Source organism: Bacillus sp. T-10(2022) (assembly GCF_056502895.1).
Genome location: NZ_CP113518.1, coordinates 100,001 through 121,254, shown reverse-complemented (window position 1 = coordinate 121,254; position 21,254 = coordinate 100,001). Strand labels below are relative to the sequence as shown.

At 42.8% G+C, this 21,254-nt stretch carries 21 protein-coding genes, 2 rRNA genes and 2 other annotated features (2 of these 25 running past the window's edge); all 23 genes read right to left on the bottom strand.

The genetic code is table 11. The features are described from left to right. Positions 1–6: a sequence feature (ribosomal protein L10 leader region), on the bottom strand; it reaches 145 nt to the left of the window's first position. A 50-nt stretch (positions 7–56) separates the two neighbouring features. Further along, positions 57–749, bottom strand: coding sequence for a 50S ribosomal protein L1 (rplA, locus tag OSJ91_RS00645; protein ID WP_048677868.1), 693 nt, complete (start codon positions 747–749; stop codon positions 57–59). A gap of 104 nt (positions 750–853) precedes the next feature. Beyond that, positions 854–1,279 (bottom strand): 50S ribosomal protein L11, encoded by a 426-nt coding sequence (gene rplK / locus OSJ91_RS00640; protein ID WP_034305057.1) that lies wholly within the window; start codon positions 1,277–1,279, stop codon positions 854–856. Positions 1,280–1,453: 174 nt separating this feature from the next. Next, a complete protein-coding gene (gene nusG / locus OSJ91_RS00635) occupies positions 1,454–1,987 on the bottom strand; it encodes a transcription termination/antitermination protein NusG (RefSeq protein ID WP_048677866.1) in 534 nt (177 codons plus the stop codon). A gap of 255 nt (positions 1,988–2,242) precedes the next feature. Beyond that, positions 2,243–2,425, bottom strand: a complete 183-nt coding sequence (gene secE / locus OSJ91_RS00630; protein ID WP_034305062.1) for a preprotein translocase subunit SecE — start codon at positions 2,423–2,425, stop codon at positions 2,243–2,245. Positions 2,426–2,475: 50 nt separating this feature from the next. Next, a complete protein-coding gene (rpmG, locus tag OSJ91_RS00625) occupies positions 2,476–2,625 on the bottom strand; it encodes a 50S ribosomal protein L33 (protein ID WP_101225867.1) in 150 nt (49 codons plus the stop codon). 201 nt (positions 2,626–2,826) lie between these two features. Then, complete coding sequence (sigH, locus tag OSJ91_RS00620; protein WP_094246690.1) at positions 2,827–3,459, bottom strand: RNA polymerase sporulation sigma factor SigH; 633 nt, start codon at positions 3,457–3,459, stop codon at positions 2,827–2,829. A gap of 85 nt (positions 3,460–3,544) precedes the next feature. Continuing rightward, complete coding sequence (locus OSJ91_RS00615) at positions 3,545–4,054, bottom strand: NYN domain-containing protein (RefSeq protein ID WP_034305067.1); 510 nt, start codon at positions 4,052–4,054, stop codon at positions 3,545–3,547. A 4-nt stretch (positions 4,055–4,058) separates the two neighbouring features. Further along, positions 4,059–4,802 carry a 23S rRNA (guanosine(2251)-2'-O)-methyltransferase RlmB gene (rlmB, locus tag OSJ91_RS00610; protein WP_350300871.1) on the bottom strand — a complete coding sequence of 248 codons (744 nt, stop codon included), beginning with the start codon at positions 4,800–4,802 and terminating at the stop codon, positions 4,059–4,061. Continuing rightward, positions 4,799–5,221, bottom strand: a complete 423-nt coding sequence (locus tag OSJ91_RS00605) for a Mini-ribonuclease 3 (RefSeq protein WP_350300870.1) — start codon at positions 5,219–5,221, stop codon at positions 4,799–4,801. Before OSJ91_RS00605 ends, rlmB begins: the two co-directional genes overlap by 4 nt. A 3-nt stretch (positions 5,222–5,224) precedes the next feature. Then, the gene (gene cysS, locus OSJ91_RS00600) at positions 5,225–6,622 is read right to left on the bottom strand and encodes a cysteine--tRNA ligase (RefSeq protein WP_350300869.1); all 1,398 of its coding nucleotides are present in this window, start codon (positions 6,620–6,622) and stop codon (positions 5,225–5,227) included. Between the two features lies 1 nt (position 6,623). Next, entirely contained in the window at positions 6,624–7,265 is a 642-nt protein-coding gene (cysE, locus tag OSJ91_RS00595) for a serine O-acetyltransferase (RefSeq protein WP_286198069.1), read from the bottom strand. Positions 7,266–7,359: 94 nt separating this feature from the next. Then, positions 7,360–7,609 (bottom strand) — a binding site (T-box leader). Positions 7,610–7,651: 42 nt separating this feature from the next. Then, positions 7,652–9,109: a glutamate--tRNA ligase gene (gene gltX, locus OSJ91_RS00590; protein ID WP_350300868.1), complete on the bottom strand. Its 1,458-nt coding sequence runs from the start codon at positions 9,107–9,109 to the stop codon at positions 7,652–7,654. A gap of 89 nt (positions 9,110–9,198) precedes the next feature. Continuing rightward, positions 9,199–9,678: a 2-C-methyl-D-erythritol 2,4-cyclodiphosphate synthase gene (ispF, locus tag OSJ91_RS00585; protein WP_485890824.1), complete on the bottom strand. Its 480-nt coding sequence runs from the start codon at positions 9,676–9,678 to the stop codon at positions 9,199–9,201. A 14-nt stretch (positions 9,679–9,692) separates the two neighbouring features. After that, a complete protein-coding gene (ispD, locus tag OSJ91_RS00580; RefSeq protein ID WP_350300867.1) occupies positions 9,693–10,382 on the bottom strand; it encodes a 2-C-methyl-D-erythritol 4-phosphate cytidylyltransferase in 690 nt (229 codons plus the stop codon). Between the two features lie 21 nt (positions 10,383–10,403). Next, positions 10,404–11,501, bottom strand: coding sequence for a PIN/TRAM domain-containing protein (locus tag OSJ91_RS00575; protein WP_137016904.1), 1,098 nt, complete (start codon positions 11,499–11,501; stop codon positions 10,404–10,406). A gap of 227 nt (positions 11,502–11,728) precedes the next feature. Further along, the gene (disA, locus tag OSJ91_RS00570; protein ID WP_063235780.1) at positions 11,729–12,802 is read right to left on the bottom strand and encodes a DNA integrity scanning diadenylate cyclase DisA; all 1,074 of its coding nucleotides are present in this window, start codon (positions 12,800–12,802) and stop codon (positions 11,729–11,731) included. A 2-nt stretch (positions 12,803–12,804) separates the two neighbouring features. Then, positions 12,805–14,193, bottom strand: a complete 1,389-nt coding sequence (gene radA / locus OSJ91_RS00565) for a DNA repair protein RadA (protein ID WP_350300866.1) — start codon at positions 14,191–14,193, stop codon at positions 12,805–12,807. Between the two features lie 198 nt (positions 14,194–14,391). Then, positions 14,392–16,833, bottom strand: coding sequence for an ATP-dependent protease ATP-binding subunit ClpC (gene clpC, locus OSJ91_RS00560; RefSeq protein WP_305161971.1), 2,442 nt, complete (start codon positions 16,831–16,833; stop codon positions 14,392–14,394). 130 nt (positions 16,834–16,963) lie between these two features. After that, on the bottom strand, positions 16,964–18,040 hold the full coding sequence (gene mcsB / locus OSJ91_RS00555) for a protein-arginine kinase McsB (RefSeq protein ID WP_413020134.1): 1,077 nt from the start codon (positions 18,038–18,040) through the stop codon (positions 16,964–16,966). After that, positions 18,037–18,588, bottom strand: coding sequence for a protein-arginine kinase activator protein McsA (gene mcsA, locus OSJ91_RS00550; protein WP_350300864.1), 552 nt, complete (start codon positions 18,586–18,588; stop codon positions 18,037–18,039). The genes mcsB and mcsA overlap by 4 nt, the downstream gene beginning before the upstream one ends. Before the next feature lie 21 nt (positions 18,589–18,609). Continuing rightward, entirely contained in the window at positions 18,610–19,071 is a 462-nt protein-coding gene (locus OSJ91_RS00545; protein WP_048677843.1) for a CtsR family transcriptional regulator, read from the bottom strand. Positions 19,072–19,417: 346 nt separating this feature from the next. Further along, a 5S ribosomal RNA gene (gene rrf / locus OSJ91_RS00540) occupies positions 19,418–19,533 on the bottom strand. A 64-nt stretch (positions 19,534–19,597) separates the two neighbouring features. After that, a 23S ribosomal RNA gene (locus OSJ91_RS00535) occupies positions 19,598–21,254 on the bottom strand (it continues 1,276 nt past the right edge of the window).

Genomic DNA, 21,254 nt, shown 5'->3' with positions numbered 1-21,254 from the left:
TCATTTATTCACAACAAAACTTATTATAACAATAATAGTTTTGGTATGTCAATTATTTATTTGAAAGAAGAAGGATCAACTTTCACACCAGGGCCCATTGTAGTTGTTACAGAAACGTTTTTCATGTAAGTTCCTTTAGCAGCCGCAGGTTTAACTTTCAATAATGTATCATAGATAGTAGTGAAGTTTTCCACTAGTTTAGCATCTTCGAAAGATACTTTACCGATTGGAGCGTGGATGTTACCAGCTTTATCTACGCGGTATTCAACTTTACCAGCTTTGATTTCATTAACAGCTTTCGTTACATCGAAAGTTACTGTGCCAGTTTTAGGGTTAGGCATTAAACCTTTAGGTCCTAATACACGGCCAAGTTTACCAACTTCACCCATCATGTCTGGAGTCGCAACGATTACATCGAATTCGAACCATCCTTGTTGGATTTTGTTGATGTAGTCAGATTCGCCAACGTAGTCAGCACCAGCAGCTTCCGCTTCTTTTGCTTTTTCGCCTTTTGCGAATACTAATACGCGTTGAGTTTTACCAGTACCATTCGGAAGAACAACAGCTCCACGAATTTGTTGGTCGGCTTTCTTAGGGTCTACGCCTAAACGGAAAGCAACTTCAACAGTCGCATCGAATTTTGCGAAGTTTGCTTTTTTAGCAACTTCGATTGCTTCAGTTACAGCATAAGCCTTAGATACTTCTACAAGCTTAGCTGCTTCAAGATACTTTTTACCTTTTTTAGCCATGATATAAATCCTCCTAAATTGTGGTTTTAACGGAATGACCTCCCACGAATAAAGGTTGCGAGTATCAATCGCAACCCCGTAGAAACAAATAGCAATTACATGGATTAGTCTTCGATGACAATACCCATGCTGCGAGCAGTACCTTCAACCATACGCATTGCAGCTTCAACGCTTGCAGCGTTTAGGTCAGGCATTTTAGTTTCAGCAATCTCGCGCACTTGATCACGCTTGACTGTAGCAACTTTATTACGGTTAGGTTCACCAGAACCAGACTCGATACCAGCTACTTTCTTAAGCAATACTGCAGCCGGTGGAGTTTTTGTAATGAATGTAAATGAACGGTCTTCAAATACCGTGATTTCAACAGGAATAATTAGACCAGCTTGATCTGCTGTACGAGCGTTGAACTCCTTACAGAATCCCATGATGTTTACACCAGCTTGACCTAATGCAGGACCGACTGGCGGTGCCGGATTCGCTTTACCAGCAGGAATTTGCAATTTAACCATTTTAATTACTTTTTTAGCCACGAGACACACCTCCTTATAAGTCCGTGATGTGGTAATAGGGTAATACCCTCCCACTCATCTTGAATTCTTTATATATTAATAAAGAATGCTTGTATCGTTGAGGCCTAAAAATTGAAACATACTGACCTTTGAAATTTTACCACTTTCAAAAGGCAATTTCAAGTTTTTTTCCGTTTATAATTTTTCCACTTGATTAAAATCAAGTTCAACCGGTGTATCACGGCCGAACATATTGACTAGAACCCTTACTTTACCTTTGTCTTTATCAAGTTCTTCAATAGGGCCGGCAAATGTTGCAAATGGTCCTTCCTTAACTTGAACCGTATCACCGATTTCAAAATCAACCTCGATTTTGCTTTCATCTACGCCCATTCGCTTAAGAACGACTTCAATTTCTTCCGGCAGCAATGCAGTCGGTTTTGAACCAGCTCCAGATGAACCTACGAAACCTGTTACTCCAGGCGTATTCCGGACAACATACCATGAATCATCAGTCATGATGATCTCAACCAACACATATCCTGGAAATACTTTCTTTTTGGTCACTTTCTTTTTGCCATCTTTCACTTCTGTTTCTTCTTCTTCTGGAACTACAACGCGAAAGATCTTGTCTTCCATCCCCATAGTTTCAACACGTTTTTCCAAGTTAGCCTTAACTTTGTTCTCATAACCTGAATAGGTGTGAACTACATACCAATTCTTTTCCATGTGTTAGGACTTTAACGTCCTTCCCTCCCTGCAATCAATCATTTTCTTTATTAATCTTTATCTTTGAACGTTTTAGCCAAAAAACCATACGGCGTCATCCCGACTTAACTAGAATATATTGTGATGAACATATTACAGCAGTGCTCGATTTTGAACTTCTTCACTTATTAAAAAAGACAAATTAAAAAACCCGTTTCCGGGCTTTTCTGCTGACACATATTATTCTATCACTATTATACCTTATTTTCGAATCTCTTATTCAATAACTAAGCGAATTAATTCGGAAATACCCAAATCCACCACTGTAAAGAATAAAGCCATAAATACTACAGTCGTTACCACCACGATTGTATATTTGGTAAGCTCCTTGCGTTTCGGCCAGCTTACTTTTTGCATTTCGCGAGCGACTCCGCTGAAAAATTCGGTAAAACGTTTCATGAATGTACCTCCAAGCATTAGAAGCTTCTGTCAATCTATTTATAGAACGGTTATTTCGTTTCCTTATGAATCGAGTGTGAGTTGCACGTACTGCAAAATTTCTTGATTTCCAGTCGTTCGCCGCTTGTCGATTGTTTGCTCTCATAACTATAATTCCTTGTACCGCAATCAGTGCAGGCAAGAACTATTTTTTTTCGCATTAGATACACCTATCCTATCTACTATATCCATAAAACCTTATCACGGCTGTTTTTTATTGTCAATATCAAAGCGGGTTTCGACGATTATGGGCACCGGAAATCAGAATATCGGTTTACTTGACATCCATTAAAAATCTTTGTGAATAAAAAACTTCCATGTGGAGAAGGGACAGATGAAATTAAGCGGAAAAAGCGGAGGGATTATAAACTGATTTCCCTTACTTCCAGATAGCGCTCGAGCTTTCTTTTCACCCGCTGAAGGGCGTTGTCGATTGACTTAACATGCCGGTTCAACTCTTCCGAAATTTCTTGGTAGGTTTGTCCATCCAGGTAAAGAGCTAACACTTTTCTCTCAAGATCACTCAGGAGCTCGGCCATCTTTAATTCGATATCGTCAAACTCTTCTTGGTTGATGATCAGTTCTTCCGGGTCCAAAACTTTCGTACCCGATATAATATCCATTAGAGTTCGATCCGATTCCTCATCGTAAATGGGCTTGTCCAGGGAAACATAGGAATTGAGCGGAATATGTTTTTGACGTGTTGCTGTTTTGATAGCTGTAATGATCTGCCTCGTAATGCATAGTTCTGCAAATGCTTTAAAAGAAGATAATTTATCCCCTTTAAAATCACGGACGGCCTTATATAAACCAATCATACCTTCTTGCACGATGTCTTCCTTATCGGCACCAATCAAGAAATAAGTCCTTGCCTTCGCTCTTACAAAATTACGATACTTTTGGATCAAATAATCCAGCGCTTCACTGTCTCCAGTGTGCACCAACCCTATCAATTCATCATCCTCAAACTGCAGATACTTTTCGTTAAGCTTCATTCCGAATTTGAGACCCACATTATATCCCCCTGACCTGACTCAGATAGAAATATTATACAGCAGGTAAATTTTACCCGTCAATGGTTCATATTTTACCCCGGCGCCATTTTTCGAAAATTTCTGCCACTTCTTCACTTAAAGGAATTTTAGCCACGGGTCTTATCGTCGTTGTTTTTCTTACATCTTTCTTGATTTCGCCTTGAATTTCTTCCATTTCAATAAGCAGTTCACGAGCGGATTTCCTTAGGGCCCCTTGGCCGAAGATCACCCACTGTTCCGTGAAGTCAGAGGTTGCCACTTGAATTTGCGTTTTGACATTATTCAGTTCAATGGCCATCTTTTCAATTCTTTCATCCGCAGTTTCATTTTCTTTTGTAAAAATTACGTCAACTTTGTGATTTTTGAATATGCGGGCAATTCCCTGAACATATTGAGCGTCAAATACGACAATTACACGGTATCCGGTAAATGCTTGATATTCCGCCATCATTTCTATCAACCGGTCCCTTGCAGCAGCAAGATCCCGTTCCTTTAATTCTCTCAGTTCCGGCCAAGCTCCAATAATGTTATAACCGTCCACCAACAGAATATTCATTTCATCATTGCCCTAGAGGATTTCTTTTTCTATAAACCTCATACATCAATAAACCGGCTGCTACCGATGCATTTAACGAAGTTACTTGACCTGCCATAGGGAGACGGACGAGAAAATCACATTTATCCTTCATTAACCGGGCCATGCCTTTTCCTTCGCTGCCGATAACAAGTCCGATAGGCATCTTTCCATCCATGTTACGGTAATCATCGCTGCCTTTCGCATCGGTACCGACTATCCATACCCCACGCTCTTTCAACTCTTCAACCGCTCTTGCCAAATTTGTAACGCGAGCTACCGGAATATACTCGATTGCACCCGTCGAGGCTTTTGCCACTGTTGCAGTCAAGCCCACCGCTCTCCTTTTTGGAATGATGATTCCATGGGCACCGACTGCATCAGCCGTCCTCATGATCGACCCTAAATTATGCGGATCTTCAACTTCATCAAGAATCATGAAAAAAGGTGCTTCGTCCCGTTCAGCCGCTTTTGCGAATAAATCATCCAGCTCCACATATTCATATGCAGCAACTTGTGCGACAACGCCTTGATGGATGCCTTCTGCCATTTGGTCAATTTTTTTCTTCGGTACGATTTGCACGAATACCTTCTTTTCCTTCGCCAGACCGATGAGTGGTTGCATCGAGCCTTTTTGCGAGCCTTCGGCTATCCAAATTTTATTAATATCCCGTTCGGAGCGAAGAGCTTCCAATACGGGGTTTCTGCCAATGATATATTCTTCGCTCATGGGTTACTCCCCTTTTCTTCTTCAATGTATTCAATGGATTTTTTGATGAGTTCTTCCATTCTTTCTATTCGGCCGGATAAATACAAAAATCCCATAAGTGCCTCGAAGGCTGTACTGTAGCGATACGTTTGCACATCTGTATTCTTCGGTACCGTACCGGATTTTGCATTTCGCCCGCGCCTAACGACTGCGGATTCCTCTTCCGATAAACAATCTGACTCCAGGAAAAAGTGGATGACTTTATTTTGCGCCTTAGCCGCTACAAAAGATGTAGCTTTTTTATGAAGTAGATTAGGCTTGACCGATCCTTTTTGAATGAGGTGATGCCGTATATATGTTTCGAATACGGCATCACCTATATATGCTAAAGCAAGACTGTTCAGCATTTTTGCATCTACCTTACTATCGTAATGAAGCATTAATTACCCTCTTTTCCATCTTGTACCTTGAGGGGTATCCTCTAATATGATATTCATGTTTTTCAAGCGATCACGAATTTCATCAGATAACCCAAAATTGCGGTCTTTCCGCGCTTGAATTCTCTGCTGTATCAACCCTTCAATTTCTTCATCCAAAAGCCCCTCTTCTTCAAGGGATAACCCCAGGACAGAAAATAAGATGTTGAATTTATCAAGGAAAGCATTAATTACTTCCTTGTCTGTGTTTTTCTCCATCAAGTAATAATTCGCCTGTTTGGAAAGTTCAAAGAGCATGGATATTGCATTAGCTGTGTTGAAATCATCGTCCATTTCCTTAATGAATTGTTCCTGTAATTCATTAAGCTTCTCCAACCAAACATCATTATTCTCAGTCAATCCGTCACTTACTTGAAGACGATGCTTTAAGTTTTGATAAGATGTCCTTAAGCGTTCAAGGGACGCTTTTACATTTTCAAGCACTTCTTCGCTATAATTGATGGGATGACGGTAATGTACAGATAACATGAAGAAGCGTAACACTTGTGGATCATGCTTCTGAATGATGTCATGCACAAGGACGAAATTGCCTAAGGACTTAGACATTTTTTCATTCTCAATATTTATATACCCGTTATGCATCCAATAATTCGCAAAGGTCTTACCCGTCAATGCCTCAGATTGTGCAATTTCATTTTCATGATGCGGAAAAGCCAGATCTTGACCCCCTGCATGAATATCGATCGTATCGCCCAAATACTTTTTGACCATTGCGGAGCATTCTATATGCCAGCCAGGACGCCCCTTACCCCATGGGCTCTCCCAAGATATTTCATCATCCTTGGCCGTTTTCCAAAGGGCAAAATCAAGGGCATCTTGTTTTTTCTCCCCTATTTCAATACGGGCCCCCACTCGCAGCTCATCGATGGACTGATGTGAAAGCTTTCCATATCCCTCAAACTTACGAGTGCGGTAATACACATCCCCTTCAGATTCATAAGCGAATCCTTTTTCAATTAATGCCGAGATGAATTCAATGATTGCATCCATGTTCTCCATTACGGTTGGGTGAGCATCCGCTTTTTTGCAGCCCAATGCCGACACGTCTTCAAAATAAGCCTTGATGAAACGCTCTGAGATGGTCGGGACATCTTCACCCAATTCTTTTGCCGCGCGAATCAGCTTATCATCCACATCCGTAAAGTTCGAAACGAATTGCACATCATATCCACGGTAATCCAAATACCTACGAACGGTATCGAATACGATTGCCGGTCTTGCATTACCTATATGAATGTAATTATAGACAGTGGGCCCGCATACATACATCTTCACCTTTCCCTCTTCAATCGGGACGAAGGTTTCCTTTTTTCTTGTTGCTGTGTTATATATTTTAATCGCCATATTATAGACTCCTTTCTTCCTGCTTCTGTTCAGCCAACTTCTCTCTTAAGGCCCTGAGTTCACTATCCAATTCCTTAAAGCGATCAGCGATTGGGTCAGGAAGATCACAATGATTTAGGTCTTTGTTGATTTTGATACCATCTTGAATGACCACTTTACCTGGAATGCCAACCACTGTAGAATTAGGCGGCACCTCTTTTAAAACAACCGATCCTGCACCGATTTTTGAGTTTTCCCCAACAGTGATGGAACCCAGCACTTTTGCTCCTGTAGCAATCAGGACATTATCCTTTATCGTAGGATGACGTTTTCCCTTTTCCTTTCCTGTCCCCCCGAGGGTTACACCTTGAAAGACGGATACATTGTCGCCAATTTCACAAGTTTCGCCAATGACGATCCCCATTCCATGGTCAATGAAGAAACGACGGCCAATCGTAGCCCCTGGATGAATTTCAATTCCGGTAAAAAACCGACTGATTTGAGATATACTTCTTGCCAGGAAAAAGAATTTCTTCTTGAATAGTGCGTGAGCCATCCTATGACTCCAAATCGCATGTAAACCCGCGTACGTCAATATGACTTCCAAATAGCTGCGCGCAGCAGGATCTTGATCAAAAACCACTTCGATATCCTCTTTAAACATCTTTAACAAAATGATTCCCCCCTATGTGCCGTCCTTTTCCAACATCCCCTTTTGAAGCTTTTAAAGCATATAAAAAAGCGTCTCTGTCCAAATAGACAGAGACGCTTGAAGCGCGGTTCCACTCTGTTTGGAATGTAAAAACCAGATAAAGCTTTTTCCTGTTTTTTTCATCCCCAACTTTAATCCCTGTAACGGAGGAAATTCCGCCTGTGCCTACTATAAGTTAGTTCAGCAAAGGACTCAAGGGTGCATTTCAGAAAACGAGAGGCTTGAACCACTTTCAGCAGGTTATGGTTCTCTCTAAAAAGCTTCGTTTACTTACTTCTCCCCATCTACGCGTTCTTTTGTAAGATTATTAAATACTATATTACATTTTCGACAAATTGTTAATATAAAATACTCTGAATACGCTGTTTAATTTTTTCCTTGCCCAGTAATGAAATCGCCTTAGGCAAGTCAGGACCATGAGTTTGGCCCGTGACGGCAGCCCTTATCGGCATGAATAATTTTTTCCCTTTATGACCTGTGCCTTTTTGTACGGCTTTAATCGACTTCTTGATTTCATCCGCGTTAAATTCTTCAAGCCCTTCAATCTCCTGAAGGAAAGCTTTCATGACTTCCGGCACCTGTTCTTCAGCCAGCACTTCCTTAGCTTCTTCCTCGAACACGACCTCATCCTTGAAAAACAGTTCAGATAGCTCGACTATTTCCGCTCCATAACTCATCTGCTCTTGAAAAAGGGAAACTAGCCCATGTACCCACTCTTCTTCTTCGGCGGTCAGTGTCTCTGAAACCTTCCCCGCTTTAATTAAGTGAGGCATTGACAAGTCCACTGCACGATTGACGTCCAATTGCTTCACATATTGGTTATTCATCCATGTAAGCTTTTGTTTATCGAAAAGTGCAGGTGATTTAGACAGCCGGTCAGCATCGAAATTATTAATGAATTCTTCCTTCGTGAAAATCTCTTCCTCCCCGACCGGAGACCATCCTAGTAATGTAATGAAATTGAATAACGCTTCAGGAACATAACCTAGCTCTTCATATTGCTCAATGAATTGAATGATCGACTCATCACGTTTACTCAGTTTCTTCCTGCTTTCGTTTACAATCAGCGTCATATGTCCGAATACCGGCGGTTCCCAGCCGAAAGCTTCATAAATCATCAATTGTTTTGGAGTATTGGAGATATGATCATCACCGCGAAGGACATGGGAAATCTTCATCAAATGATCATCGACGGCCACTGCAAAGTTATAAGTTGGAATGCCATCTTTTTTAACGATAACAAAATCACCAAAGCCATCTGTTTCAAATGAAACCTCATCCTTGACCATATCTTTGAAAGTAAGGACCTTCCCAGCTGGAACGGCAAAGCGAATGCTCGGTTTTCTTCCTTGTGCCACTAGTTCCGCTTGCTCTTCCTCAGTTAAATGCTTGCACTTCCCAGAATATTTTGGCGTTTCATTGCGTTCGACCTGTCCTTCACGCTCTGCTTCAAGCTCTTCTTCCGTACAATAGCATTTATATGCTAAACCCTTATCCAAAAGCTCTTGATACAATTCCTGATAAAGGTCGTTCCTTTCGGATTGACGATATGGCCCGTATTCACCGCCTACATCAACACCTTCATCCCAATCCATGCCAAGCCATTTCAAATATTTAAGCTGACTTTCCTCTCCGCCTTCAATATTTCTCTTTTGGTCGGTATCTTCAATACGGATGATGAATTTCCCGCCTTTATTTCGTGCGTATAAATAATTAAATAAAGCAGTCCGTGCATTACCAATATGTAAATGTCCAGTCGGACTCGGTGCATAGCGAACTCGAATATCGCTGCTCATGATATATATAGACCTCCCAGTCGTTCAATTCTATTGTATATATTATCATTTAAATACATTGGGATAAAGGCATCCACCCTAAAAACAATTTAGTTTGATTTAACCAATAAGACTACAGCCTGTGCCGCGATTCCTTCGCTCCTGCCTGTAAATCCAAGTTTCTCGGTAGTGGTCGCCTTTACATTAATTCTGTCTATCGACGCATCTAAAAGTTCAGCAATCCTGCCTCGCATTTCCTCGATATACGGTGCCATTTTTGGGCTTTGTGCAATGATTGTACAGTCCGCATTGCCTAGGGAATATCCTTCTTTTTTTACGATCGCCCAAATATGCTGCAGCAGTTTTGCCGAATCGGCATCTTTAAATTCAGGGTCGGTATCCGGAAAATGCTTACCGATATCCCCTGCACCAATTGCCCCCAAGCAAGCATCGGAAACAGTATGCAGAAGGACATCCGCATCCGAATGACCTAGCAGACCTTTCTCATACGGAATCGTAATCCCGCCAATTATCAAAGGTCTTCCTTCCACAAGCTGATGAACGTCATATCCTTGTCCTATTCTAAACATATCATTCTCCCCAATCATCTTTTTCCATGTTGTTGTTTATGTAAAATCGCTTCTGCAAAATAAAGGTCTTCCTGAGTCGTAATTTTAATATTATCATAATTGCCCTCAATAATAACTACCTGTTCATTGATCCGCTCTAGCAAACTTGCATCATCCGTCCCTAAAAATGCTTCAGCTTCTGCCTGTTCATACGCATTTTTTAATATGGATAAACGAAAAGCTTGTGGAGTTTGTACCGCCCACAAGCTTGATCGTTCCACTGTTTCCACTACCTCTTTGTTTGCCGCTTTTTTAATCGTATCCTTAACGGGCACTGCAATTACGGCACCTCCATGCAGGGAGGCGGAAGTAGTCAATTCACTGATTTGCCCAAGATTGATAAAAGGGCGGGCACCGTCATGGACCAGGATGATGTCTTCTTCTGCATGTTGCAGTCCATTATACACGCTTTGTTGGCGCTCCTTGCCGCCCATGACCAGTTTCTTGACCTTTTTAAGCCCATACGCTGCTATCAATTGATTGAAATAATCCTTTTCTGCCGGGTTTATCGAAAGGATAACCCCCCGACAGTCAGGATCTTCTTCGAAGACACGCAGTGTATAAACAATGATCGGGATACCCGATAGTTCAATAAAAAGTTTATTCTTGCCCGCCTTCATTCTTTTGCCTTGTCCAGCTGCAGGTATCACTACTTCATAAAACATAACGGTTTCTCCTACTCTTCTTTATAATGCTTTTTCTAATAGTTTCGGTTTAGCGAATATCATCCGGCCTGCAGAGGTTTGCAATACACTTGTGACAAGTACATCGATCCGTTTCCCGATATGATCACGGCCACCCTCGACTACAATCATGGTGCCATCATCCAAATAAGCGATGCCTTGGTTCTGCTCTTTCCCGTCCTTGATGACTTGAACATTCATCTCTTCCCCAGGAAGTACAACAGGTTTTACAGCATTGGCCAGGTCATTGATATTAAGGACCGCCACATTTTGAAACTCGCATACTTTGTTTAAATTGAAATCATTGGTAACGACCATTCCGCCCGATATTTTGGCAAGCTTCACTAGTTTACTGTCCACTTCCTGAATGTCTTCAAAATCCCCCTCGTACATCTCCACTTTAATCGGTAGGTCTTTTTGAATTCGATTCAAGATATCCAAACCGCGTCTTCCGCGATTCCTTTTCAATGCATCAGATGAATCGGCAATGTGCTGCAGTTCGTTTAATACGAATTGAGGAATGACTATGGTACCCTCCAGAAAGCCCGTCTGACAGATATCCGCAATTCTACCATCAATGATGACGCTAGTATCGAGAATCTTCAGCCGCTTGCTATACCCCTCTTCATCCTCTTCGCTCGCTTCACCATCAGTATTCTTTTTCTTATTGCTTTTCATGAATAAACTCAATAGCTCATCACGTTTTTTAAAGCCCACCTGAAAACCAAGATAACCAAATAAAAGCGTAAGGATGATAGGTACCACTGTATTTAAAATAGGAACCTTGATGGCACTGAAGGCGGAGCCAACCAAGAACGCCGCAAGCAGTCCAACTAAAAGGCCGACGCTGCCAAAGATTATATCCGTAATCGGTATCTTAACAAGCTGTTCCTCCAGCCACTTCATAAAATAGATCACATGATCTACTGCCCAAAAAGTTATAAGATAAAAGATAATGGCACCCAACAGTACACTTACATAAGGATTGTTTAATAAAGCAATATCGTCTGCATGTAAAACAATTAATAATTCAGGAATTAGTAACATACCAAGTGTTCCGCCGACTATTAAGAAGCATGCTTGTATAATGCGTTTTAACATCCCTTTCACCTCCCTCTACTCATTATTGACCAATAAAATAAAATGAAACCTTCGAAAATTCGTTTTCATTATATACGTTAAATTCACTTAAGGAATTAGTGGATTTACAAATACGACTTCTTCTCTTTTTCGTAATATTAGCCTAGCACCCTGAGTTTTGAGTGTCAAAAATAAACACCAATCAATTTCAAGCTGGTTCAGGTGAATGTTAAAAGGCCAACTGCTCCTTACATCCTTCTATTTGTGACCAGCTGATTTTTTAAAATGCGGAGTCCTTCTTTGATTTTATTGGCGCGGACTTCGCCTATACCCTCCACATCGTCAAGGTTTTCAACCGTTGCTTTATTGACTTCACTAAAGCTTCCGAACTGTTTCACTAAATTTTCGATGATCAAACCCGGCAGGCGTGGGATTTTATGAAGAATACGGTAACCACGGGGATGTACTGACTCATCAAGATGTATGTATCCATGATAGCCCAGCACCTTTAGAAGAATGCTTTCATCCAGTTTTTCCTGCATGGCCAACTCTTGAAGCCTAAAAATGATTTCCTCGGGATTTTCATCATTACTGGAGGTATAATCCTTGATAAGCCATTTTCCTTCCGTTTCAATATCTGCCAGGATTTCATTCATTTGCAAACGGATCAATCTTCCTTCCGTACCAAGCTCATTAAGGTACGTTAGTAGCTCGGCCTTGATTCTGAGCACCATTACATAACGGTGAAATACCTGCAAAAGGTCGGCATAGGTCACGATTTCCTCAAACTCGAGCGCTCCTAAAACCGATATGCTCTGCTGCAGGACCACCTTGTATTTTTCCAGGGTCTGGATGGCCAAATTAGCCTTGGCGAGTATGACACCTATATCTTTAAGGGCATACCGGAAATTGCCCTGATATAAAGTGATGACATTCCGGCGTTGTGAGATTGCGACGACCAACGACTTGGTCTCCCTTGCCACACGTTCCGCTGTCCTATGCCGCATTCCCGTTTCAGTGGAAGGTGTGCTATTATCCGGCACTAATTGGGCATTTGCAAAAATGATCTTATCGGCCGTTTCATTTAAAATGATGGCCCCGTCCATCTTCGCCAACTCATATAATGTGCTGGGGGTACAGTTGCAGTTGATTTCGAAGCCGCCATCCACGATCGTTCGCACCTTCTCGTTATATCCGACAACTATCAAACCACCTGTATTTGCCCTCAGGACATTTTCAATGCCCTCCCGAAGCGGGGTACCCGGTGCTACAATTTGCAGAATTTCCAATTTTGTTTTCTCATACCCTTTTTTATCTGTCATACTTAACCCCCTAACGTTTGTTTAAGAGCCTCCGAAACCGATGAAACACCAACGATCTTAATACCTTTCGGGGCGGTCCATCCCCCTATATTATTAGCCGGTATGATAACCCGCTCAAACCCTAACTTCGCTGCTTCCTGCACCCTTTGTTCTATCCGTGACACCCTTCTGACTTCCCCAGTCAGCCCCACTTCACCAATGATGCAATCGGCAGGGTTTGTTGGTTTATCACGGAAGCTTGATGCAATGCTTATTGCAACAGCGAGGTCAATTGCCGGTTCATCAAGCTTGACCCCACCAGCAACCTTTAAATACGCATCCTGGTTTTGGAGCAGCAAGCCCACTCTCTTTTCCAGAACAGCCATTAAAAGCGAAACTCGATTGTGGTCAATTCCCGTGGCCATTCGCCTTGGGTTTCCAAAACTCGTAGGTGAAATCAATGCTTGAATTTCGACAAGCACCGGCCTTGTGCCCTCCATGGATGCGACGACCGTGGAACCCGAAGCTCCTTGCGACCGTTCTTCAAGGAAAATTTCCGATGGATTCGCAACCTCTTCCAATCCATGTTCTTTCATTTCAAAAATACCCATCTCATTCGTCGAACCAAAGCGATTTTTGACCGCGCGTATAATTCGATATGTATGGTGTCTTTCTCCTTCAAAATATAAAACGGTGTCAACCATGTGCTCAAGCAGTCGCGGCCCTGCAATGGCCCCTTCCTTTGTAACGTGACCGACGATAAAAATCGCGATCCCGTTCGTTTTAGCTATGCGCATGAGTGAGGCTGTGCATTCCCTCACTTGTGAAACGCTTCCCGGGGCAGATGTAACCTCCGAATGATATACCGTTTGAATGGAGTCAATAATGACCAAATCCGGTTTTACCTCTGTAATGGCCTGTTGGATATAGTCCATATCGGTTTCAGCATAAACGAATAGATGTTCCGACATGGTCCCAAGCCGGTCCGCTCTCAATTTGGTCTGCTTGACTGATTCTTCACCTGATATATATAGCACTTTTTTCTGTTTATGCGCCAATTGGGATGATACCTGTAAAAGCAGGGTGGACTTACCGATACCCGGGTCCCCTCCGATCAATACAAGTGACCCCTGTACGATCCCGCCCCCAAGAGCACGATTCAATTCCATTAAATCCGTCTTAATCCGTGGTTCTTTTTCTGATTGAATGGTCGTTATGGGTGCTGCCTTCTCCCGTTCCCCGGAACCTCTAACCTCCGAATGGGTAAAAGCGCCCTTTCTAGCAGGTTTAACAATTTCGGTTTCCTCGACCATTTTGTTCCATTCACCGCAGCCTGGGCATTTCCCCATCCATTTCGCGGACTCATATCCACAAGACTGACACATAAATTTTGTTTTCTTTTTTACAGCCATAAATTACTCCTCTTCCTTTGGAAAAAATATCTATATTAAGGATATTATATCTCTGTTTTATTTAAACCTTCTTAAGGCTAAGTTTTTTTAAAAAAATATTCACTTTGCTTGTCCCGTTTATACTCATATCTACCTATAGATAAAAAACAGAGGTACACTGCAAAAGAATCTGCGTGTACCTCGAAGTTTAGGATCAGGTTATTCACTTACATTAACAGGCTCGCCTTGCCGGATTGCAAACTCATTATTAACGACATCCATTACGACCGTTTGCCCTTTTTTCACGTTGCCCTTAAGCAACTCTTCGGATAGATAATCTTCTACATGCTTCTGAAGCGCCCTACGGATTGGCCTTGCCCCATATTCCGGATCAAAACCTTCCGTAGCAATTTTTTCTCTAGCCGCATCTGTCAGCTCCAAGTATATCTCCTGTTCTTTCAAACGGGTAGTAAGCTGATTTGACATTAATGTAACGATTTGTTTCAAATGATCCTTCTCTAATGAGTGGAACACGATGGTTTCATCAATACGATTCAGGAATTCCGGACGGAATGCACGTTTGAGTTCTTCCATCACTTTCCCTTTCATATTTTTATAGTCCTGGCCAGTATCCTGGATGTTAAAGCCGACATACTTATCGGTTTTCAAGGCCGACGCACCTACATTCGATGTCATGATCAGAATGGTATTCCTGAAATCGACAGTACGCCCCTTGGAATCTGTCAGTCTTCCGTCTTCCAATACTTGAAGAAGGATATTGAAGACATCCGGATGCGCCTTTTCTATTTCATCAAGCAGAACGACGGAGTATGGTTTCCTCCGCACTTTTTCCGTTAACTGACCGCCTTCTTCGTATCCAACATATCCTGGAGGGGATCCAACAAGACGTGAAGTCGAATGTTTCTCCATATATTCAGACATATCGATGCGAATCATGGCATCTTCATCACCAAATATGGATTCAGCCAAAGCACGGGCAAGCTCGGTTTTACCGACCCCTGTAGGTCCCAAGAAGATGAATGAACCAATTGGACGTTTAGGATCTTTCAAACCTGCCCTGGCACGTCGTACTGCTTTAGAAACCGCAATGACGGCCTCTTCCTGCCCAATTACACGATCATGGAGGATTGACTCCATATTAAGCAGTTTATCTGACTCTGTTTGCGCCAATTTAGTGACTGGCACTCCCGTCCAGCTGGATACGACATGTGCAATGTCATCCACAGTGACTTCACTGTTCTCCTGCCCTTGTTTTTCTTTCCAAGTTTTTTTCGTTTCTTCCAATTGTTCTCTTAAGCGTTGTTCCGTATCGCGAAGCGAAGCAGCTTTTTCAAATTCCTGACTCTGAACGGAAGCATCCTTTTCCTTGCGAACATCATCTAGCTTCACTTCAAGTTCCTTTAAGTTAGGTGGCGTTGTGTATGAGCGCAGTCTAACCTTGGAGCCAGCTTCATCAATCAAGTCAATTGCTTTATCCGGTAAAAAGCGATCGGAAATATAACGGTCGGATAATTTGACTGCGGCATCAATCGCTTCGTCAGTAATCGATACGCGGTGATGTGCCTCATAACGGTCACGCAGCCCCTTGAGAATTTGGATGGATTCCAAAATAGTCGGCTCATCGACTTGGATTGGCTGGAAGCGACGTTCAAGCGCAGCATCCTTTTCAATATACTTACGGTATTCATCCAATGTTGTAGCACCGATACATTGTAATTCACCACGGGCCAATGATGGTTTTAGGATATTGGAGGCATCAATGGCACCTTCTGCACCACCTGCACCAATCAATGTATGCAATTCATCGATGAATAGGATGATATTACCCGCCTGACGTATTTCATCCATGACTTTCTTCAACCGGTCCTCAAATTCACCACGGTATTTAGTACCAGCCACAACAGTACCCATATCAAGTGTCATTACGCGTTTATCGCGTAAAATTTCAGGTACCTCATTATTGATGATCTGTTGGGCAAGCCCTTCAGCAATGGCTGTTTTACCTACCCCAGGTTCACCGATCAATACTGGGTTATTTTTTGTACGACGGCTTAATACCTCAATGACACGCTGTATTTCCTTACTTCTTCCGATAACGGGATCCAGGCTTCCCTCCCTGGCAATCGCCGTTAAATCACGGGCTAAGCCATCCAGTGTCGGTGTGCTCGCATTTGAAGCGGCAGAACCTTGATGACCACCTGATTCATTGCTGCCCAAAAGCTGTAATACTTGTTGCCTGGCTTTATTTAAACTTACACCGAGATTATTCAATACGCGGGCAGCTACACCTTCCCCTTCTCGTATAAGACCTAGAAGAACATGCTCTGTCCCAACATATGAGTGACCTAATTTTCTTGCCTCATCCATGGAAAGTTCAATGACTTTCTTGGCTCTCGGGGTATAATGTATCGTTTGAGCCGTATCCTGTCCACGGCCAATTAAATTTTCCACTTCTTTCTGAATCTTTTCCGGACCCAATCCAAGAGCATATAACGCTTTGGCTGCAATACCATCACCTTCTCGGACAAGACCCAGTAAAATATGTTCCGTGCCAATATTATTATGACCTAAACGGATTGCCTCTTCTTGGGCTAATGCTAATACTTTCTGGGCTCTTTCAGTAAAACGACCAAACATCATAGGGAATTCCTCCTTAAGAATTTTCGTTTTGAATAAAGTTGCTGGCAATTCTCTAAGTAATGGCAGAAGCTTATTCTTGCTCCATATCTATTACATGAAATTTGATACTCCCTAAAGAGGTCAATGACCTCTAAGTGGAGGAAGATTCCGTGAAATTCAAGCGTTCCCGGATGAGTGCTGCTCTACGAATATCCCTTTCATGGGTTCTTAAAGGGCCGCCTGCGTACTTTTGTAAAAATCCCGACTGCGTCAAAATCATCAACTCATTTAAAATGCTTTTGGAAATATTTTTTATATACCCAAGATCTATCCCTAACCTAACGTCGGAGATACAGGTAGCTGCCTCCTTGGTCTCGATGATTCGAGCATTGGACAAAATTCCATATGAGCGGAAAATTCTATCTTCTAATTGTATGTGGGAAGTCCTCGCTAATGCATCCCTCGCTGACCGTTCCTGGGCTATGATTTGTTGCACTACACTTGTTAGGTCTTCAACGATATCCCTTTCCGACTTTCCAAGAGTAATTTGATTTGAGATTTGAAAAATATTCCCTAAAGCTTGACTGCCCTCTCCATAAATCCCTCGAACCACCAACCCCAATTGGTTGATAGCCGGTATGATATTATTCATCTGCTGTGTAAGGACCAGGCCGGGAAGATGCATCATGACTGAAGCCCTTAATCCTGTTCCCACATTAGTCGGACAACTAGTTAGGTATCCTCTTTCTTCATCATATGCATAGTCTATGGATTCTTCAATCCAATCGTCAAGAACATTTGCAATCTTTAAGGTTTCCTTCAGCTGCAATCCCGACATTAAACATTGAATACGGAGATGATCCTCTTCATTTATCATGATGCTTATTTCTTCATTTTCCGAAAGGAGACATGCGCTTTTCGCTGAATCTTCGACTAAATGAGGACTGATTAAATGTTTTTCAACGAGAACGCGCTTTTCCAGTGGCTGCAATTGGTCAATCTCTAAAAGTTCCAGTTTCCCAATCTCTGGAGTCACTTCCTCTTCACTTCTTTTTTTGACCAATTCAATTATTTTTTTAGCTTCTTCGTTAGAAAAGGAGGTTGGGAAGGTAAAGTCTTTGAAATTCCTGGCCAGCCGAATCCGCGAACTCAATACAATATCGATTTCCGGCCCTTCGGCACTCATCCAGGAACTCAAAGCGTTTTCTACAAACTTTTCCAAGCTCATAATTCCTCGCCTCCCTCTTGGGCTTCATACCTTTTTTCAAGGGAACGTACCTTATCTCTTACCTCTGCCGCTTTCTCGAATTCCTCTTGATCAATGTGGGCCTTTAAAACTTCTTTCAAATCTGAAATTTGCTTTCGAAGATAGATGGTGCCACCGATCCTTTTTGGAATTTTCCCTATATGTGCTGTATTTCCGCTATGAACTCTCTTTAAAATGGGATTTAACTGTTCATTGAACGTTTTATAACATTCGGCACAGCCAAACTTGCCAATATGGACAAATTCTTTATAAGATCGATGACAATGCGGACAACGCCTCTCTTCCGTTTTAGGAAATGCATTTGCCTTCGTCTGTTGAATATTCGACTCCATATTCAACAATCCTGCTAATAAATTATTTATTGAAAAACCAGGTCCGCCTGCATCCATGAATATTTCGCCTTTTTCCTGAGCACATTTCTCACAAATCATGACTTCAGTCTTTTTTCCATTGATGATTTTGGTGAAGTGCAGGGTAGCAGGCCTTTGATGACATTCTTGGCAAATCAACGTTCATCACCTCTGCCAGTTTCATTTATATTTTAAAGTCGTAAGCATCGCAGTTAAAATTCTAGCCCTAAGTTCATCGCGGTCAGGTAGGTCGATATAAATCACCGATCTATCTATGACGCTCATCATTATCTTTGCTTCTCTTTCATTAATGACGTCTTCATTCATCAGCCGTGAAATTACTCCTTCAGCCATCGATTGAGTTACCCTGGAACCAATAAGCGATAATAATTGGTTGATAAGTTGCACGGAATCCTGTGATTCCACCTTCATGATGCGTATATAACCGCCGCCCCCACGCTTACTCTCTACAACATAACCTCTCTCGATGGTAAACCTGGTATTGATTACGTAATTGATTTGAGAAGGAACACACTGAAATTTATCTGCTATTTCACTTCTTTTAATCTCCAAGATATCTTTTTGACTTATTTCAAGTACTTGCTTCAAATAAGTTTCGATAACATCAGATATGTTTCTCACTCAGCCTCCTCCATTCTGACTTTGACTATATTTGACTATTATTATACAAGGAAAAATGCATTTTGCAACTTAAACGCACTTTCTTTCTGTAATATCCATTTTCTCCAAATTATATGTAGTTACATACCCCATTGAACATTAAAGTTGAAATATCTTACATTAATACCCTAAAAAGATAAATGCAAAACCTGCTATTTTTTCCTTCTCCTTAAGGTTTCACAACTTAAATTCTGCCCAATTCTCAGCTCACCAAAAATAAGGCCAGCCCATGCTGTCCCTGAAATAAAAAACTTTTTTAATTACGAACATCAAAAAAGACCAGCTGGATGGCTGATCTTAATAAATGGCTTGGCGGCGTCCTACTCTCACAGGGGGAAACCCCCAACTACCATCGGCGCTGAAGAGCTTAACTGCCGTGTTCGGAATGGGAACGGGTGTGACCTCTTCGCTATCGCCACCAAACATAAAAGGAACGTTGTTCCTTCAAAACTAGATAATAAGAAGGTATTTCATTTTTTAAAAAGCGTTGGTTAAGTCCTCGATCTATTAGTATCAGTCAGCTCCACATGTCACCATGCTTCCACCTCTGACCTATCAACCTGATCATCTTTCAGGGATCTTACTAGCTTGCGCCATGGGAAATCTCATCTTGAGGGGGGCTTCATGCTTAGATGCTTTCAGCACTTATCCCGTCCGCACGTAGCTACCCAGCTATGCCTTTGGCAAGACAACTGGTACACCAGCGGTGCGTCCATCCCGGTCCTCTCGTACTAAGGACAGCTCCTCTCAAATTTCCTGCGCCCGCGACGGATAGGGACCGAACTGTCTCACGACGTTCTGAACCCAGCTCGCGTACCGCTTTAATGGGCGAACAGCCCAACCCTTGGGACCGACTACAGCCCCAGGATGCGATGAGCCGACATCGAGGTGCCAAACCTCCCCGTCGATGTGGACTCTTGGGGGAGATAAGCCTGTTATCCCCGGGGTAGCTTTTATCCGTTGAGCGATGGCCCTTCCATGCGGAACCACCGGATCACTAAGCCCGACTTTCGTCCCTGCTCGACTTGTAGGTCTCGCAGTCAAGCTCCCTTGTGCCTTTACACTCTACGAATGATTTCCAACCATTCTGAGGGAACCTTTGGGCGCCTCCGTTACTCTTTAGGAGGCGACCGCCCCAGTCAAACTGCCCACCTGACACTGTCTCCCACCCCGATAAGGGGCGCGGGTTAGAATTTCAATACAGCCAGGGTAGTATCCCACCAACGCCTCCACCGAAGCTGGCGCTCCGGCTTCTCAGGCTCCTACCTATCCTGTACAAGCTGTACCAAAATTCAATATCAGGCTGCAGTAAAGCTCCACGGGGTCTTTCCGTCCTGTCGCGGGTAACCTGCATCTTCACAGGTACTATAATTTCACCGAGTCTCTCGTTGAGACAGTGCCCAGATCGTTACACCTTTCGTGCGGGTCGGAACTTACCCGACAAGGAATTTCGCTACCTTAGGACCGTTATAGTTACGGCCGCCGTTTACTGGGGCTTCGGTTCAAAGCTTCGCTTGCGCTAACCTCTCCCCTTAACCTTCCAGCACCGGGCAGGTGTCAGCCCCTATACTTCGCCTTGCGGCTTCGCAGAGACCTGTGTTTTTGCTAAACAGTCGCCTGGGCCTATTCACTGCGGCTTTTCTGGGCTATTCACCCTAAAAAGCACCCCTTCTCCCGAAGTTACGGGGTCATTTTGCCGAGTTCCTTAACGAGAGTTCTCTCGCACACCTTAGGATTCTCTCCTCGCCTACCTGTGTCGGTTTGCGGTACGGGCACCTTACATCTCACTAGAGGCTTTTCTTGGCAGCGTGGAATCAGGAACTTCGGTACTATATTTCCCTCGCCATCACAGCTCCGCCTTAATGGAAACGGGATTTGCCTCGTTTCCGGCCTAACTGCTTGGACGCGCATATCCAACAGCGCGCTTACCCTATCCTTCTGCGTCCCCCCATCGTTCAAACGATGTATAGGTGGTACAGGAATATCAACCTGTTGTCCATCGCCTACGCCTTTCGGCCTCGGCTTAGGTCCCGACTAACCCTGAGCGGACGAGCCTTCCTCAGGAAACCTTAGGCATTCGGTGGAAGGGATTCTCACCCTTCTTTCGCTACTCATACCGGCATTCTCACTTCTAAGCGCTCCAC

Excerpts from the sequence above, each read along its gene's own strand:
- rplA (WP_048677868.1), bottom strand. The coding sequence starts at position 749 with ATGGCTAAAAAAGGTAAAAAGTATCTTGAAGCAGCTAAGCTTGTAGAA.
- nusG (WP_048677866.1), bottom strand. The coding sequence starts at position 1,987 with ATGGAAAAGAATTGGTATGTAGTTCACACCTATTCAGGTTATGAGAAC.
- secE (WP_034305062.1), bottom strand. The coding sequence starts at position 2,425 with ATGAAACGTTTTACCGAATTTTTCAGCGGAGTCGCTCGCGAAATGCAA.
- rpmG (WP_101225867.1), bottom strand. The coding sequence starts at position 2,625 with ATGCGAAAAAAAATAGTTCTTGCCTGCACTGATTGCGGTACAAGGAAT.
- sigH (WP_094246690.1), bottom strand. The coding sequence starts at position 3,459 with ATGAAGCTTAACGAAAAGTATCTGCAGTTTGAGGATGATGAATTGATA.
- OSJ91_RS00615 (WP_034305067.1), bottom strand. The coding sequence starts at position 4,054 with ATGAATATTCTGTTGGTGGACGGTTATAACATTATTGGAGCTTGGCCG.
- rlmB (WP_350300871.1), bottom strand. The coding sequence starts at position 4,802 with ATGAGCGAAGAATATATCATTGGCAGAAACCCCGTATTGGAAGCTCTT.
- OSJ91_RS00605 (WP_350300870.1), bottom strand. The coding sequence starts at position 5,221 with ATGCTTCATTACGATAGTAAGGTAGATGCAAAAATGCTGAACAGTCTT.
- cysS (WP_350300869.1), bottom strand. The coding sequence starts at position 6,622 with ATGGCGATTAAAATATATAACACAGCAACAAGAAAAAAGGAAACCTTC.
- cysE (WP_286198069.1), bottom strand. The coding sequence starts at position 7,265 with ATGTTTAAAGAGGATATCGAAGTGGTTTTTGATCAAGATCCTGCTGCG.
- gltX (WP_350300868.1), bottom strand. The coding sequence starts at position 9,109 with ATGAGCAGCGATATTCGAGTTCGCTATGCACCGAGTCCGACTGGACAT.
- ispF (WP_485890824.1), bottom strand. The coding sequence starts at position 9,678 with ATGTTTAGAATAGGACAAGGATATGACGTTCATCAGCTTGTGGAAGGA.
- ispD (WP_350300867.1), bottom strand. The coding sequence starts at position 10,382 with ATGTTTTATGAAGTAGTGATACCTGCAGCTGGACAAGGCAAAAGAATG.
- OSJ91_RS00575 (WP_137016904.1), bottom strand. The coding sequence starts at position 11,501 with ATGTTAAAACGCATTATACAAGCATGCTTCTTAATAGTCGGCGGAACA.
- disA (WP_063235780.1), bottom strand. The coding sequence starts at position 12,802 with ATGACAGATAAAAAAGGGTATGAGAAAACAAAATTGGAAATTCTGCAA.
- radA (WP_350300866.1), bottom strand. The coding sequence starts at position 14,193 with ATGGCTGTAAAAAAGAAAACAAAATTTATGTGTCAGTCTTGTGGATAT.
- clpC (WP_305161971.1), bottom strand. The coding sequence starts at position 16,833 with ATGATGTTTGGTCGTTTTACTGAAAGAGCCCAGAAAGTATTAGCATTA.
- mcsB (WP_413020134.1), bottom strand. The coding sequence starts at position 18,040 with ATGAGCTTGGAAAAGTTTGTAGAAAACGCTTTGAGTTCCTGGATGAGT.